The following is a 16474-nucleotide window of genomic DNA, read 5'->3' as shown; positions in this document are numbered from 1 at the left end:
TTTCCTGCTATGCAATTTATCGCAAAAACGCTAGTTACCTCGCCTGCCTTCAGTTTAAATACTTCTAGTACCCTTAAAAAGAAAAATACGCGGATTCCCATCCTGGAACCCGCGCCTTCCCTATTCACTCAGCGAACAAACACACGCACATAATATCCACCGTTCACCTGATTATCGACCGATCGCCGAATTTGGTTGACTTTTGCCATTCTCTCTCCAGAATTAAAGTCTCCCTGCAATACAGCATCGATTCTGATCTCTTCATCCATTATTTCGAGATTTTCCACCGTAACATCGCCGACCGATTCAGCTGCCCGTATGATTGAAGATCTGCTCGTGTCTTCCATGAGCTCACGGTCGCCATATTCGTCGAAAATTCGCGGCTGTGTGCCTCGTAATTGGATATAACCTTCTTCCGTAGTCTCCACTTCGTCCCCACCCTGCGGGACACTTCCTTGTTCTTGTAAAGTGTTCCTATTTCCACAAGCGCTCAGTAACGCAAAACAGAAGACGGCTGTCAGCACTTTGTACATATGTAACCTCCATGCTTTTTCTCTTAGCATGCTTCTGCCGCAGGATATTTATGCTCCTGGCCAATCGACTACCACCAACAAAGAACCCAGACACGGCTTTAATCCGATTCTTATAAAATCAAAGATAACTCGGCGTTTTCCGCAGAATCTCATTGAACCTGTTCTCCCGCTTGAGCCTTCGGGTATTTCCTCTACTCATCATTCCACTGATAATTACCACAGAAACGATAGATACGCAGGCAGTACGTCAGCACGTATGCTTCTAAGCACAACAAAAAACAGGATACCGATAAGGCATCCCGTCAAAAGTCATTACTTCGATGTCGGAATCGCATTGAGGTTTAGCGCTTGCCTGGGACGATTCGGAACTTCGTGATGGTGGCGGCAACGAGGCTCATAAGATTCAGAAGCTCCTACTAAAATGATTGGATCATCATACGAAGCAGGTTTGTCGTTGATCAAACGCTGTGTTCTGCTGGCCGGAGACCCGCAAACTGGACAAATCGCATTAAGCTTTGTCACCGACTCGCTCAACGCCATCAGTTTCGGGACTGGCCCGAACGGTTCGCCCCTGAAATCAGTATCAAGACCAGCCACAATAACCCGGTGGCCATGATCCGCCAATTCATCGACAATGCCTACAATCTCTTCGTCGAAAAACTGTACCTCGTCAATTCCAATCACATCTACCTCGGCATCGATATAGGCAGGAATGTCGGCTGCTCTCTCGACTGGACGTGCCAAAATGGTCGTTCCATTGTGCGACACGACCGATTCCTCGGAATAACGACTGTCAATGGCAGGTTTAAATACCCGGACAGATAAATTTCCGTATGTAGCTCGTCGTACCCTTCGAATCAATTCCTCTGACTTACCCGAAAACATGCTGCCGCAAATCAGCTCTACCCATCCACTTTGTTTCATTACATACATCCACGGGACACTCCCTTCAAGTTTACGAAGACCATTAACTCTCCGCCGCAGTTATGCCTTATTTACATAGTTATTGCCTTGTTCATCTATTAAAAAACGTTCGTTTTCGTTTTAATTCCACAAATTTCGCATCTAAAGAACCACTTCACTTTACAAAGTAAAAAAACAGGCAAAAAGTTAGACGATTTGCCTGTTTTTCATCAATATCTTTGGTTTTTTCACCAGAGAAAGATCTCTGAGCATTAACCAAGGTTATATTTTTTCTTGAATCGATCGACACGTCCGCCAGCTTTGTCCGCTTTTTGCTTACCAGTGTAGAACGGGTGAGAAGCTGAGCTGATTTCCACGCGAATCAACGGGTAAGTGTTACCGTCTTCCCATTCGATTGTTTCATCAGAAGACTTTGTAGAGCCGCTTAGGAATTTGTAGTCAGAGCTAGTATCAAGAAATACTACTTTTCTGTATTCCGGATGAATTTGTTCTTTCATGTTCTTTCCACTCCTTTTGCCCTGAATCCTTTGGAAACAGAGTTATTGTAAGCCCGCAATCCGAATGCGATCCGGAAAGAGGCATCAGAATATCTGTCCTTTAGGACAGCAATCTATTCTAAGCTCACATAAAATGATTATAACAGTGTAAAATTGCCATTGCAAGCAGCAGTTTGAAAAAACGTACGTCCGTGCAAGCCCCCTATCTTGCGAGGCTGCCGGGGCAACGCTACTCTCAGCCAGAAATGCTTCCGTCATTTACCAGTGAACTGGTTATGCCCTTCTGGCTGTCCCTTTCCGCTTCATATCTTCCTCCATGGACTGGAAGAACTCTTCATTGTTTTTCGACGATCTCATCCGGCGTAAGAAGCGCTCGACAAAGTCGTTGGAGTCCTGCATCGTTTTACGGATCGCCCAGATTTTATCCAGATGATCTTTCGAGACAAGCAATTCTTCTTTTCTTGTCCCGGAACGCAAAATATCGATTGCCGGATAGATACGGCGCTCGGCAAGACTGCGATCCAAATGGAGTTCCATGTTTCCGGTTCCTTTGAATTCTTCATAAATGACGTCATCCATCCGAGAACCAGTATCGACCAGAGCAGTAGCCAGGATTGTAAAGCTTCCACCCTCTTCGATATTCCGTGCCGCTCCGAAGAATCGCTTCGGACGATGGAAGGCTGCCGGGTCGATACCACCGGACAACGTACGACCGCTTGGCGGAATGACCAGGTTGTATGCACGGGCTAGCCTTGTAATGCTGTCCATTAGTACAATGACATCTTTTTTGTGCTCGACAAGACGCATGGCACGCTCCAGCACAAGCTCGGATACCTTAATATGGTTTTCCGGAACCTCGTCAAAAGTGGAGCTGACAACGTCGACATCCGGATGGACAGAACGCTCGATATCGGTTACCTCTTCCGGACGCTCATCGACCAGCAGGATAATCAGTTTTGCGTTTGGATGATTCTTGGAAATGCTATTGGCTATCTGTTTCAACAGCATGGTTTTCCCCGCTTTTGGAGGGGCGACGATCAATCCGCGCTGTCCGAAGCCAACCGGTGTCATCAAATCGATAATCCTTGTGGACAGCTTTCTTGTTTCGGTCTCTAAACGCATTAAACGATTTGGGTACAATGGCGTCAATGCAGGAAAATGGACGCGTTCCTTGGCAGTTTCCGGGTTTTGACCGTTTACGGCGTCGACATGGAGCAAGCCGTAATATCGTTCATTTTCTTTTGGAGGACGCACTTTACCAGACACTTTATCCCCATTTCGAAGGTCAAAACGCCTGATTTGTGATGCGGAAATATAAATATCTTCTGAACTTGGCGAATAATTGATCGGACGCAGAAAACCGAAACCTTCAGAAGGAATGATTTCCAAAATTCCATCCATGAACAAAAAGCCGTCTTTTTCGGCCTGGGCCTTCAAAATGGAAAAAACGAGTTCGCGCTTGGTAAGCTTTGCGTAATAGGATACTTTATATTCTTTCGCTTTTTCATATAATTCTTTCAATGTTAACGATTCTAAATGAGAAATGGTCAATTCAGCCACAAAATCACCACACCTATTAAATTTTTGGTATTTTTTCGAGAATAACCCTACCGATAGCTACCTTTGTGCATACGATTTCAGCACACTGATTAGACACAGCATGCAAAAGGGGTTATTTTCCATCGTAATAAATGAATTGGGTAGTAATGCACTTCCTGGTTGGAGCCTCGTTGGATAGCTTTGATAGATTTAGCTGATGGAGGAAAACCTTGTAGGAAAGCCGTTGGTTTGTTTACTAAAGGCTTTTCTTTTCAACAATAAAAAACTTGGCTTGCTGCCAAGCCGGAATGACGAAAGCCTCCGTTTCCTTACACTATCAACCGTGCAACAAATCGCTCTGATAGCATAAAAGCCAATCCAAGAAGAAGTTGAAGGAAAGCATAAAACTAGAATAGAAGTTTTCATAAGTTTACATCAATCATTATAACCTAACTAAACACTTATTAAACTTCTTCCATAGTACCGTTTCTTTCTTGATTATTCAACAAAAATTTATTGACTAGCCATCCCGGCCCCTATATCCCACCCAGCCATCGTATGTCACACATACAGTTCATTCCTTTACAATAAAACAAATGTAATGGATAGACACCGATCGGCTGTTTTCAGGCGAGGCAGATAGCTGAACGTTTCTGTCAATTCCTAACCCTGTTAAGTTCTATTAATGCGGGAAATAACGAAGGGCACTAACACCTCACTAAAATGTAGCCCAGAACCAGGCTCTTTGCTACATAGAGGATACACACAAGCCTCAAGGGGAACACAGGATGCAGATGGGAATGTTTCATCACTGATTCCATTCCGTGGGGAAAAACTTAGATAAGGAACAGAAGGCAAAAACATGTCCCGCCGAAAGAAGCAAGGGACTGCTCCTGCCTTTTTCTAGTTCCACCGAGAATCCATGCAATCAGGAATTCTGAAACTGTTCGACTTCCTCAGCAGTCATTTCTTCACGCCAAATTTTCGCTCCAAGGTTGGAAAGCTTTTCGGTAATTTGTTCATAGCCCCGGTCAATGTGTTCCAGACCGGTTATTTCTGTGATACCGTCAGCCATCAGGCCAGCTGCAATCAAAGCCGCCCCTGCACGAAGGTCGCTCGCCTTCACCTTTGCGCCTTCCAGCTGGACTGGACCGGAAACAATCGCTGATCCGCCTTCTACTTTGATCAATGCATTCATTCTGCGCAGCTCATCGATATGTTTCAATCTAGCCTGGTATATCGTATCGGTTACAACACCTGTTCCTTTTGCTTTGGTCAGCAAAGAAGTGAACGGCTGTTGTAAATCGGTCGGAAATCCGGGATGGACCAGGGTCTTAATATCTACACTTTTCAAGTTTTGACCTGGCTGGATGAGCAGCTGTTCATCCCCTTCTTTAATGGAAACACCCATTTCCCGCAATTTGGCCAGCAACGATTCAAGGTGCTGCGGGATGACATTGTCGATCAAAACTTTTTCTCCCTGGGCTGCTGCCATGATCGTATAAGTACCGGCTTCGATCCGATCTGGTATGATGGTGTGCATGCATCCCGTCAGTGTATCACAGCCTTCAATCCGGATGACATCCGTCCCGGCTCCTTTAATTTTCGCCCCCATACTGGTAAGCAGGGTGGCTACATCGATAATTTCCGGTTCCTTGGCAGCATTTTCGATAACCGTTCTGCCCTTTGCTTTTACTGCAGCAAGCATAATATTAATCGTCGCCCCGACACTTACTACATCGAGATATATCCGCGCACCGCGCAATTCATCCGCACGCAGGTAAATCGCACCTTGTTCATTGGTGACTTTTGCCCCAAGTGCTTCAAATCCTTTAATGTGCTGATCAATCGGCCGGGGTCCTAGATGGCAGCCACCCGGCAATCCTATCACCGCTTCTTTAAACCGGCCCAGCATCGCTCCCATGAAATAATAGGAAGCACGCAGTTTTTTCACTTTTCCACTCGGCAGAGGCATGTTGATCATGTTGCTTGGATCAATATGAATCGTCTGCCCCTTCCAGGAAACAGTACCGCCAATTTCCTCCAGTAAATCTCCCAAAACGTCTACGTCAGATATTTTCGGCAGGCCCTCGATGATAACCTTTGATTCTGCGAGAATTGCTGCCGGCAGCAACGCAACCGCACTGTTTTTCGCTCCGCTGATTCTCACTTTGCCGTTTAAAGGTCTGCCACCTTCTACAAGTATTTTTTGCATTTGGAACTCCTCACTCCCTGAGATTGTTCGAAACAGTGGTTCAGACAGCGGCTGTCCACTATCCTTTGCACTTCGGGTACTCGGCTTTCGCTTTTATAATTCCAAAATGGAGCAATCCGAACAACCTGCAGCATTCTAGTTGGTCAACCATATTCTACACAATTTTTGCCAAACAATACTAATTTTGCTTCTTCCAATCGGCTAAAAATTTTTCAATTCCCTGGTCAGTCAGTGGATGCTGAACCAGCTTGGTCAAGACCTGGAACGGAACAGTAGCTATATGGGCCCCGTGTAAAGCAGCCTCGGTCACATGAAGCGGATGGCGGATAGAAGCGGCAATGATTTCCGTGTCAATTCCATGCCGGTCAAAAATTTCTGCAATCTGGGCGATCAGTTCCATCCCATTATGGCCGATATCATCCAATCGTCCAAGGAACGGAGAAACGTAACTTGCCCCGGCACGGGCAGCCAGCAAAGCCTGATTGGCATTGAATATAAGGGTAACATTGGTCTTGATATTCAAGTCATCCAATGCTTTAACCGCCTTGAGCCCTTCCAGTGTCATTGGTATTTTTACCGTAATATTAGGGGCAATGGCAGCAAGTTCCTTTCCTTCTTCAATCATGCCTTCTGCATCCTCGGAAACTACTTCTGCACTGACAGAGCCAGAGACTTCATCGGTAATGTCCTTCAACCGCTGATGAAAGGACACCCCTTCTTTGGCAACCAAACTGGGGTTGGTAGTTACTCCAGACAGGATTCCCAGTGCATGAGCCTGTCTGATATCCTCAATATTCGCAGTATCAATGAAAAACTTCATACTATCAGCTCCTCTCCAAATCTTATCAAGAAATGAAAAGCAGGCGCACCAACTATACGGCCCGACTGCCTTTTGCAACGCAAGGATAGTCTAGGGTGTAATTCATGTGAGTAATGGTGTTAGGTAAGATAATTGGTATGTAGGAATGTTGGATGTAGAGTAGAATGGTATGAAAAGGAAACTGTCCATATAGACAGTTCCCCTTTTTCACCACTTTCAAGCGGCATTATGCACGGTTGGAAGAACCGAATTCGCGCATTTTGCCAATGACAGTTTGCTTAATCGCTTCGCGGCCAGGCCCCAAATATTTACGAGGGTCGTATTGTTCAGGCTGTTCAGCTAGTACTTCACGTACTTTTTGTGCCTGAGCGATTTGGTTTTCTGTGTTCACGTTGATTTTGGAAGTTCCAAGTGAAAGTGCACGTTTGATATCTTTTGTTGGAATACCTGTTCCACCGTGCAATACCAATGGCACGTTTACCAGATTGAATACTTCTTCCATGCGGTCGAAGCCTAGGTTCGGCTCGCCTTTATACGGTCCGTGTACAGAACCAAGTGCAGGTGCAAAGCAGTCAACGCCAGTCTCATTGACTAGTCGTTCACATTCAGCAGGGATCGCATAAGCTGCTTCTGCATCATCAACAATCAGATCGTCTTCCTGGCCACCGATTCGGCCAAGCTCAGCTTCTACTGAAACCCCGTTGATGTGGGCAACCTCCACTACTTTCTTGGTCAATGCAATGTTTTCCTCAAGCGGGAAATGAGAACCGTCAATCATTACCGAAGTGAATCCGGCATGAATGGCCTGGACACATTTTTCAAAGCTCGAGCCGTGGTCTAAGTGAATTGCTACTGGCACCGTTGTACCATATTCCTCCATCAATGCTTTAACCATCGATACAACCACTTTGAAACCACCCATATATTTTGCGGCGCCTTCAGAAACACCGAGAATCACTGGGGATTTTTCTTCCTCTGCTGCTTGAAGAACGGCTTGGGCATATTCAAGGTTGTTCAGATTGAATTGGCCGACACCATAGTTATTCTGTTTAGCTTCTTCAAGCATTTCTTTCATTGAAACTAACGGCATGCTGTTTTCCTCCTTAGGGTATGTTGTCGTGCTTAGTATGCAATATCCAGTCAATAAGTATTTTTGATTGGGTACAGTATAAGAATACCAACTACCACCAAGAGGTGCAACAAAACAGTCAAAAGATACCGCTTTCCCTGTTTTTTTCAGATTATTATGTAATCAGTTTCCGTTATTTTCTGCCAATATTCTGTTGACCCTCTCTCTGGCATCATCGATATTGAATGGTTTTGCGAAAATTTCTTCCACCATCGTAAACTCTTTCTTTTTCCCTTCAATTTGTTCTGCTAATCCGCTCATCAATATCGCTGGCACTTTTATCCCTTTATCTTCCAACTGGTGGAGAAGAGCGCTTGCATCCATGATCGGCAGCTTATAATCGAGCAGCAACAAATCAGGCGGATCATCTATGATTTTATCAAGCGCCTCTTTGCCATTTTCAGCTGTCTTGATGTCATACCCTTCCATTTTCAAAATTTCTTCCAGCAATAAGCGAATTCCTGGCTGGTCATCAACAATCATTACGGTTTTTTTCATTTGTTTTTCAACCCTTCCCGATTCGAGACTATGTAAGCATCTTTCTTTCTCTTTCCCGATCCCCCTACTGCTTTTCCTCAGGACTTGTCCCTGGAGCTTTCTTTCGCTATTCATCACCTCTGATTCGGATGATACTTTTTACCTATAGCCCATATTTTCATACGGATGCCAAAATGTAAAGTTGCCAGGTCTATTATTTGTTCGATATTAAGGTACAATTTCCTGCTGAATTTGAAGAATTATGTATTTGATTCATCTTTTCAAAGGGCACAAAAAAGCGCGCCGCTTTGATCTGGACTCAACGGCTGCGCTTTTTTCAACTAGTACTTATTGATTATCCCTGAATGCTGCAGATGCTCCGATAAAACCGTCAAACAGCTGCTGCGGGCGATTCGGCCTTGACTTGAATTCCGGGTGGAACTGGGAAGCGACAAACCAAGGGTGGTCTGCCAATTCAATCGTCTCAATTAACCGACCGTCAGGACTTGTCCCGGAGAAAACAAATCCTTCCGCCTCCATTTGTTCCCGGTAGGTGTTGTTGAACTCAAAGCGATGACGGTGGCGTTCATAAACGACATCTTCCTCTCCATATGCTGCACGGGTTCTGGTACCTGGCTTCAAACGGCAAGGATAAACGCCCAGTCGTAAGGTACCCCCCAAATCGGATACATCCTTCTGTTCAGGAAGGAGATCGATGATCGGGTGCGGTGTATCCGGATTGATTTCCGCCGAATGCGCTCCTTCCAAACCGAGTACATTACGTGCGAATTCGACAGTTGCCAGCTGCATACCCAGGCAAATTCCCAAAAACGGAACCTTGTTTTCACGTGCATAGCGGATGGCATCGATCTTTCCTTCAATCCCTCTGTCACCAAAACCGCCCGGGACTAGAATCCCATCAACGCCATCAAGTTTTGTTGCCACGTTGTCAGCAGTTACATGTTCAGAATTGATCCAGCGGATATTAATATCCGAGTCGTAATGGTAACCGGCATGCTTCAACGCTTCCACAACTGAAATGTAAGCATCCGGAAGTTCGACGTATTTTCCGACCAAACCAATTGTTACTTGCTTGGTAAGACTGGTGACTTTACGGACGAGTTCATTCCACTCCGTCATGTCGGCAGGTTCGCAATCAAGCCCAAAGTGGTCACAAGTCAATTGATCCAGCTGTTGAGCCTGCAGGGAAATCGGTACATGGTAAAGGGTATCGGCATCTCCCGCTTCCACCACTGCTTTTGGATCAATATCGCAGAACAACGCGATCTTGTCCTTCATGTCCTGGCTGATTTCCATTTCCGTACGAAGGACGATGACATCCGGCTGAATTCCAAGCGAACGCAATTCTTTCACACTGTGTTGTGTCGGCTTTGTCTTCATTTCACCAGCCGCTTTCAAGTATGGGACAAGCGTACAATGCAGATACATGACATTGTCTTTTCCAATATCACTCTTAATCTGCCTGATTGCTTCCAGGAAAGGAAGCGATTCTATATCGCCGACTGTCCCGCCGATTTCGGTAATAACCACATCGGCATTGGTCTGTTGTCCGGCACGGAATACTTTGTCTTTGATTTCATTGGTAATGTGAGGGATTACCTGGACCGTTCCACCAAGATAATCGCCCCTCCGTTCTTTTTTGATGACCGTTGAATATATTTTACCGGTGGTTACATTGCTGTACTGATTTAGATTAATGTCGATGAAACGCTCGTAGTGTCCCAAGTCAAGATCTGTTTCCGCTCCGTCTTCTGTGACGAATACTTCCCCATGCTGATACGGGCTCATCGTTCCCGGATCCACATTGATGTATGGATCAAATTTCTGAATGGTTACATTCAATCCCCGATTTTTCAGCAGGCGTCCCAATGAAGCTGCTGTAATGCCTTTACCAAGCGAGGAGACAACTCCTCCTGTTACAAAAATATACTTTGTCACCCTACATCCCTCTTTCTATGTTCATGATTCATGATTGCTTCCAGTCCTGTTAAAAATAATCATCATATAACAGCCGTCTGCCAATAGCAAGTATTTGCTTATCGGTTAGACTTTTCCAAACAGCTGTTTTTTATGAAGGCTGTTTTCTAAAAGATCGCCGTCATGGCACTCCAACTAAAGCGTGCTGAGCGCGCTCTACTACGCTTTCCGCTGGACGCTGTGACCATGCCCGCGAAAAGAGCTTTCCTTATGAACGCAGGGTTCCCTTCTCAAGCAAGTTGTCCAAAATAAACGCGTTCGGTCAGACACTTGTATGCGAGCGATGAAAATTTCTTATAAAATAGCAAAAGCGCTCCCCTGTTCAGGGGAACGCTTTTATTAACGTACAATAATTTAAAGAGCCCAAATAAAATTTTACTAACTTGCCTATAGAAAGTCAAGCGCCGTTTCACTTAATTGTAATTGTCATCGTTCGCATCGTCGTCATCTTCATCGCCAATGTAAGAGACGTCTTCTTCAACAACCTTCTGGTCTTCATCATCGAGGTTACCACTGCGGAAGTCACCATCGTAATCATCATCGTTATCCGCATTTGTATCATCTGTATCATCTGTATCCTCTTCATCGTCGAAATCATCGTCACTTTCATCGACGAATTCATCCGTGGTATCGATGTCATCGAAATCAAGATCCTCTTCCAATTCATCAAGATCTTCATCGACTTCCTCTTCCACGTAAATATCTTCTTTTTTCCGTTTACTTGTTTTGGCTTTTGCTTTTTTCTTTTTCTTTTTCGGCACTTCCGTGATTTCTTCTTCGATCTGCTCGACTGGATACCATTCTTTCAGTCCCCAAAGGTTTGACCCAATTGTCAAAAAACGACCGTCCGTGTTCAAGTCCGTATAAAACTGGGCGATATATTCATCCTTTTGTGCGGCTGTGAATCCTTTCAGTTCGGTAATACGATCATATACTTCTCTAAAATCCTTTGCCTTTTTCTCCTCGGCTAAAATGACACTTGCCAGTTCGATCATCGATAAATCCGCAATCTCCTCGTGGCTGTAATTTGTCAAGCTCACGGTCAAGCACTCCCTTTACGTCAGTTTATTAAACTTCCAGACAGGTACTCAGCCGGAGCTGTTTCCTGTTTCTGGTAGATATTCGATCATTCAGTTCGGTCGATCTTCAGGTTTGGCCGCCTGCAAATTGCCAGCAAGCCATGCTGATAATAAATCCTCTCATACATTATATGGTTATAAAAATCAAATTGCAATAATAGCCTATCTATCCAACCGCAGACCTCGAAGCATAGTATATCCTGTCCTGCTTAAGGTGTGGGCGAGAGAGTTCCATTACCTTTCATATCCAATTACTTTTTACATTTTCAGCAGGAAATAAACCCGAAAAACCAAAAAAAATCAATTGATCTTCAAGGTTCATTACCTGCTTGTTCGCGAAAAGGATGCCCCAACGAAACGAAGGCATCCTTTCCAATGCGGTTACGCTTGAAAATGATTCTGCTACATATTGCGTCGATATTGGCCGCCAACTTGATATAGGGCGCTTGTAATTTGCCCCAGGCTGGCTACTTTGACCGTTTCCATCAATTCAGCAAAAATATTCCCCCCTGAAGCTGCGGTTTGCTTCAATCGACCGAGAGCCGCTTGCGCTTCCTGTTGATGCTCCTGATGGAACCGTTCCAACTCTTTGATTTGATGCTGCTTTTCCTCCTCAGAAGCCCGGGCGAGCTCCATGCTGTCCATCTGATCAGCAGCAGGCGGATTCGGATTTAAATACGTGTTGACACCGATGATCGGCAGTTCTCCGGAATGCTTTTTCGCTTCATAGTACAAGGATTCCTCCTGGATTTTCCCACGCTGGTACTGCCTTTCCATTGCACCAAGGACACCGCCGCGATCATTGATCCGTTCAAACTCCTGTAAAACCGCTTCTTCTACCAAATCAGTAAGCTGATCGATGATAAAAGAGCCTTGCAAAGAATTTTCGTTTTTGGTCAACCCGAACTCTTTGTTTACGATCATTTGGATTGCCATCGCCCTGCGGACAGAGGATTCTGTAGGCGTGGTGATCGCTTCGTCATAAGAATTGGTATGCAGCGAATTACAGTTATCCTGTATAGCGATCAAAGCCTGCAGGGTCGTTCGGATATCGTTAAAATCAATTTCCTGCGCATGGAGGGAACGACCGGAAGTTTGGATGTGGTACTTCAGTTTTTGGCTTCGTTCTCCAGCTCCATATTTATCCCGCATCACGATGGCCCAGATTCTCCTGGCAACGCGGCCGATGACCGTATATTCCGGATCGAGACCGTTGGAGAAAAAGAACGACAGGTTCGGTGCAAATTTATCGATATCCATTCCCCTGCTCAAATAGTACTCCACATACGTGAAGCCATTCGCCAGGGTGAAAGCCAGCTGGGTGATTGGGTTCGCTCCCGCTTCGGCAATATGATAGCCGGAAATCGAAACAGAATAGTAGTTACGCACCTGGTGGTCGATGAAATATTGCTGAATATCGCCCATCATCCTTAAAGCGAATTCGGTGGAAAAAATACAGGTGTTTTGCCCTTGATCTTCCTTGAGAATATCAGCCTGTACTGTACCCCGGACCGTTGCAAGCGTCCTAGCCCTGATTTCCTCTGCTTCCGAGCTTGTTGGCTCGCGCCCGTTTTCGCTAGTGAACTTTTCAAGCTGCTGATCAATGGCTGTATTGAAAAACATGGCCAGGATAATCGGAGCAGGACCGTTTATCGTCATGGACACCGAGGTTTTCGGGTCAATCAAGTCAAAACCGTCGTATAATTTTTTCATATCGTCCAGCGTACAAACACTTACTCCACTTTCACCGACCTTACCGTAAATATCGGGACGTCGATCAGGGTTTTCACCATACAAGGTTACAGAGTCAAACGCCGTACTAAGCCGTTTCGCCTCATCATCTTTGGACAAGTAATGGAACCTGCGGTTGGTTCGCTCAGGTGTGCCTTCCCCGGCGAACTGCCGCTTCGGATCCTCACCTTTCCGTTTAAACGGGAAGACACCGGAAGTAAATGGAAAAGCTCCCGGGACATTTTCCTTTAACAACCAAATCAAACGATCTCCCCAATTGGTAAAGCTCGGAAAAGCAACTTTAGGAATTCGCAGCCCGGACAGACTTTCGGTACTGATTTCCATGGTCACGTCTTTTCCCCGGACACGGAAAGTCATTTCATCTTCCTGATAACGCTGTTTTGTATCGTCCCAGCTGTCCAGCAGCTGCTTGCTGCTGCCATCAAGCAATGACTCCTGTTGCTTGAACTGCTCGATAAGCGGCTTTTTCATTTCCTCGTTTTCGACAAGTTCGACCACCGCTTGCAGATGTTCCATTTTCCTGGCGACAGTGGCTTGTTCCTCTGCCTTTTTATGATAATTTTTGACGATGGAAGCAATGTCCCGCAAATAGTGTCGGCGGTCATTAGGTATGATGACATTCTGTTTTTCGATGTTATTCCCTTTGGAGAATGATGTCGTAATTTCCCAACCGAATTCCTCATTCAATTTTTCGACAAGCGCCGCAAACAATGTATTCGTACCAGCATCATTAAATTGACTGGCAATCGTACCGAATACCGGAAAGGTCTCCTTATCCTGATGGAAAAGCATCCGGCTCCGTTCATACTGCTTCCGGACCTGATTAAGTGCATCTTCCGAGCCCTTTTGTTCAAACTTGTTGATAACCAGGAAATCAGCATAATCAATCATATCGATCTTTTCTAATTGAGAGGGTGCACCGAATTCTGCCGTCATGACATACATCGACAGGTCACAAACGTCGGTGATTGCAGCATTTCCCTGTCCAATGCCGCTTGTTTCCACGATGATCAAGTCTATTCCTGCCGCCTTGGCAATTTCTATCACATCTGTAATCGATCGGGACAATTCACTGCTGGAATTACGCGTCGCTAATGAGCGCATGAACACGCGGTCGGAAAAAATGGCGTTCATCCGGATACGGTCACCTAAAAGCGCTCCGCCTGTTTTCTTTTTGGTCGGATCAATCGAAAAAACTGCCACCCTTTTATCGGGAATTTCGTTTAGGAAACGTCTGATCAATTCATCTGTCAGGGAACTTTTTCCCGCTCCTCCTGTTCCAGTTATACCTAGTACCGGGATGGTTTTTGTTTTCCCGCTGCTGCGGACGGCTTCTATTGCAGCAGCCTGCTCCGATGGAGGGTTGTTTTCCACGACACTGATCAGCTTTGCCAGCGCCTTATGGTTATCTGCTGAAAGCTTTTCAACTTCATCCGCCAGATTAACCGGCGGAATAAAATCACATTCCTCCAGCATTTGGTTGATCATTCCCTGTAAACCGAAGGTACGCCCGTCTTCTGGAGAAAAAATCCGCGCGACCCCGTAATCATGCAGTTCTTTTATTTCCCGCGGGATGATCACACCCCCGCCTCCTCCATACACCCGAATGTGTCCGGCACCCTTTTCTTTCAGTAAATCGACCATATACTTAAAATATTCCACATGTCCGCCCTGATAAGAGGAGATCGCTATCCCTTGAACATCCTCCTGGATGGCAGCATTGACGATTTCTTCGACAGACCGGTTATGACCAAGGTGAATGACTTCCGCACCGCTTGCCTGTAAAATCCTGCGCATGATATTAATGGATGCGTCATGTCCATCAAACAAGCTTGAAGAGGTCACAAACCTGACCGGATGAACCGGCTGATATACTTCAACCTTTTCCATCTATAAATCCTCCCCTTCCAAATTATTAGAAAAGCGTAAGCGACTTAAATCGTCCTCCAGTCCAAGCCCCGCCAATAAGAAAGCAACCTGACGCTCTGTGTAGGAGGCAATAGTAAACTCCTTCTGCAACATCCAACGACGGAATCCCCACATTTGCCCTTGAATAAAAATGTTATTGGCGATCAGCGATACGTCTCTCTGTTTCAGCTTGTATGGAGTGCTGTCCTGGAGAAGCTGCTCCAGCATGGCCACCATCGCTTTTTCCTTCTGAATCACATATTCCTGCGCTTCTTTAGAAAGCGATTTCAATTCCTGGTACATGATGACCACTTCATCCTGCATCTCATCCATCAGCAAAAAATAGGCACGGACAGCCTGCACTAAATGACCCAGGCTGGCACTTTCTTTCACAAAGGCAGCTTCCATACGCAGCTTGACCTTTTCGTAAATCGAATCACAAACCAAAAACAGTACATCTTCCTTGGTACGGATATATTCGTAAAGGGTACCAATACTGAATCCCGAAGCCTTGGCAATCTCCCTTGTCGTTGTCCGATGGAATCCCTTTTCTTTAAACAAGCTGACCGCGCCCTTAATCATCTGGTTTCTTCTTCGTTCAATCAGTTGTTCATCTTTGATCGTAGAAGTGACTTTACTTCCGTCCATTTTCCATCACCTCCTGCTTCCAATCTTTGTACCAGTTCCGGGCAAGCTGATATGGGTCGGCATCCGGCTTATCTACCTGCTCAAGAAAGACCGGCGAATCTGTCAAATAGGTATCGACATCACGCCATATTTCTTCACGGATAAGCTCCTTGACCTCTAGTTCCAGTTTGCGGATCCGCTGTTCTTTCCCCTGATTTGTTTCCGCCAGATACGTTTTATGATTTTCCATTTGCTTCCACAAATCGTCGATACCCTTGTTCTCGGTCGATACCGTGGTAATAATAGGAGGCACAAAGCGTTCTTTATTTGTCATCATGATAAAATCACGCAATAAGATTCTCAGCTTTTCTACACCTGGTAAATCCGCCTTATTGATGACGAATAAATCAGCGATTTCCATGATCCCCGCTTTGAAAACCTGCAGTACATCTCCACTATTCGGAGTCAAAACAAGAGCGGTCGTGTCGGCCACTTTCATGATATCCAGTTCAGACTGCCCTACCCCGACTGTCTCGACAAGTACGATATCAAATCCAAACGCATCACAAATCCGAAGCGTATCCTTCGTCGCCCTCGCCAGCCCGCCCAAGCTGCCCCTGGTTGCCATGCTGCGGATAAAGACCCCTGGATCGGTAAAATGCTGGTTCATTCGTATTCGATCCCCGAGCAATGCTCCTCCGCTAAACGGGCTGGTCGGATCAACTGCAATAACGGCAATGGTCCATCCCTGGCTTCTGACATGGTGGATCAGCCGATTGACCAGAGAGCTTTTTCCCGCTCCAGGCGCCCCCGTGATCCCTATAAAATGCGCGTTGTTACGCAGGGAAAAGATATCCTGTAGCAATGACAGCTTTTCCGGATGATCGTTTTCCACCATCGTAATCGCCTTGGCCAAGGCTCTGATATCCTGTTTTGCAATGTTCTCCGCCAACTCGTGCATCGAATCGATCCCTTT

13 protein-coding genes are annotated in these 16474 nt (G+C 45.7%); all 13 read right to left on the bottom strand.

Annotated elements, in window-relative coordinates:
* Positions 1–128 precede the first annotated feature (128 nt).
* The 13 genes from BN1067_RS06500 to meaB all read right to left on the bottom strand — a co-directional run bounded on the left by BN1067_RS06500 (position 129) and on the right by meaB (position 16459).
* On the bottom strand, positions 129–533 hold the full coding sequence (locus BN1067_RS06500; protein ID WP_053218081.1) for a hypothetical protein: 405 nt from the start codon (positions 531–533) through the stop codon (positions 129–131).
* Positions 534–845: 312 nt separating this feature from the next.
* Positions 846–1466, bottom strand: a complete 621-nt coding sequence (locus BN1067_RS06495) for a thymidine kinase (RefSeq protein ID WP_053218080.1) — start codon at positions 1464–1466, stop codon at positions 846–848.
* 242 nt (positions 1467–1708) lie between these two features.
* Positions 1709–1954, bottom strand: a complete 246-nt coding sequence (locus BN1067_RS06490; protein ID WP_053218079.1) for a type B 50S ribosomal protein L31 — start codon at positions 1952–1954, stop codon at positions 1709–1711.
* 273 nt (positions 1955–2227) lie between these two features.
* A complete protein-coding gene (gene rho / locus BN1067_RS06485; protein ID WP_053218078.1) occupies positions 2228–3514 on the bottom strand; it encodes a transcription termination factor Rho in 1287 nt (428 codons plus the stop codon).
* Between the two features lie 907 nt (positions 3515–4421).
* The gene (locus tag BN1067_RS06480) at positions 4422–5708 is read right to left on the bottom strand and encodes a UDP-N-acetylglucosamine 1-carboxyvinyltransferase (RefSeq protein WP_053218077.1); all 1287 of its coding nucleotides are present in this window, start codon (positions 5706–5708) and stop codon (positions 4422–4424) included.
* Between the two features lie 178 nt (positions 5709–5886).
* A complete protein-coding gene (fsa, locus tag BN1067_RS06475; RefSeq protein WP_053218076.1) occupies positions 5887–6528 on the bottom strand; it encodes a fructose-6-phosphate aldolase in 642 nt (213 codons plus the stop codon).
* Positions 6529–6754: 226 nt separating this feature from the next.
* Entirely contained in the window at positions 6755–7618 is an 864-nt protein-coding gene (fba, locus tag BN1067_RS06470; protein ID WP_053218075.1) for a class II fructose-1,6-bisphosphate aldolase, read from the bottom strand.
* Between the two features lie 162 nt (positions 7619–7780).
* Positions 7781–8155, bottom strand: a complete 375-nt coding sequence (locus tag BN1067_RS06465) for a response regulator (RefSeq protein WP_053218121.1) — start codon at positions 8153–8155, stop codon at positions 7781–7783.
* Between the two features lie 327 nt (positions 8156–8482).
* On the bottom strand, positions 8483–10093 hold the full coding sequence (locus tag BN1067_RS06460; RefSeq protein WP_053218074.1) for a CTP synthase: 1611 nt from the start codon (positions 10091–10093) through the stop codon (positions 8483–8485).
* A gap of 452 nt (positions 10094–10545) precedes the next feature.
* Entirely contained in the window at positions 10546–11172 is a 627-nt protein-coding gene (gene rpoE / locus BN1067_RS06455; protein WP_053218073.1) for a DNA-directed RNA polymerase subunit delta, read from the bottom strand.
* A gap of 441 nt (positions 11173–11613) precedes the next feature.
* Complete coding sequence (gene icmF / locus BN1067_RS06450) at positions 11614–14853, bottom strand: fused isobutyryl-CoA mutase/GTPase IcmF (RefSeq protein ID WP_053218072.1); 3240 nt, start codon at positions 14851–14853, stop codon at positions 11614–11616.
* Positions 14854–15519 carry a TetR/AcrR family transcriptional regulator gene (locus tag BN1067_RS06445; protein ID WP_053218071.1) on the bottom strand — a complete coding sequence of 222 codons (666 nt, stop codon included), beginning with the start codon at positions 15517–15519 and terminating at the stop codon, positions 14854–14856. It abuts the gene before it with no gap.
* Positions 15506–16459, bottom strand: coding sequence for a methylmalonyl Co-A mutase-associated GTPase MeaB (gene meaB, locus BN1067_RS06440; RefSeq protein ID WP_053218070.1), 954 nt, complete (start codon positions 16457–16459; stop codon positions 15506–15508). The genes BN1067_RS06445 and meaB overlap by 14 nt, the downstream gene beginning before the upstream one ends.
* Positions 16460–16474: the final 15 nt, after the last annotated feature.

Source organism: Virgibacillus senegalensis (genome assembly GCF_000821245.2).
In the GTDB taxonomy this organism is placed as follows: Bacteria; Bacillota; Bacilli; order Bacillales; family Amphibacillaceae; genus Sediminibacillus; species Sediminibacillus senegalensis.
Note: the sequence above shows the minus strand (reverse complement) of the source record. Positions and strands in the feature narration are given on the sequence as shown.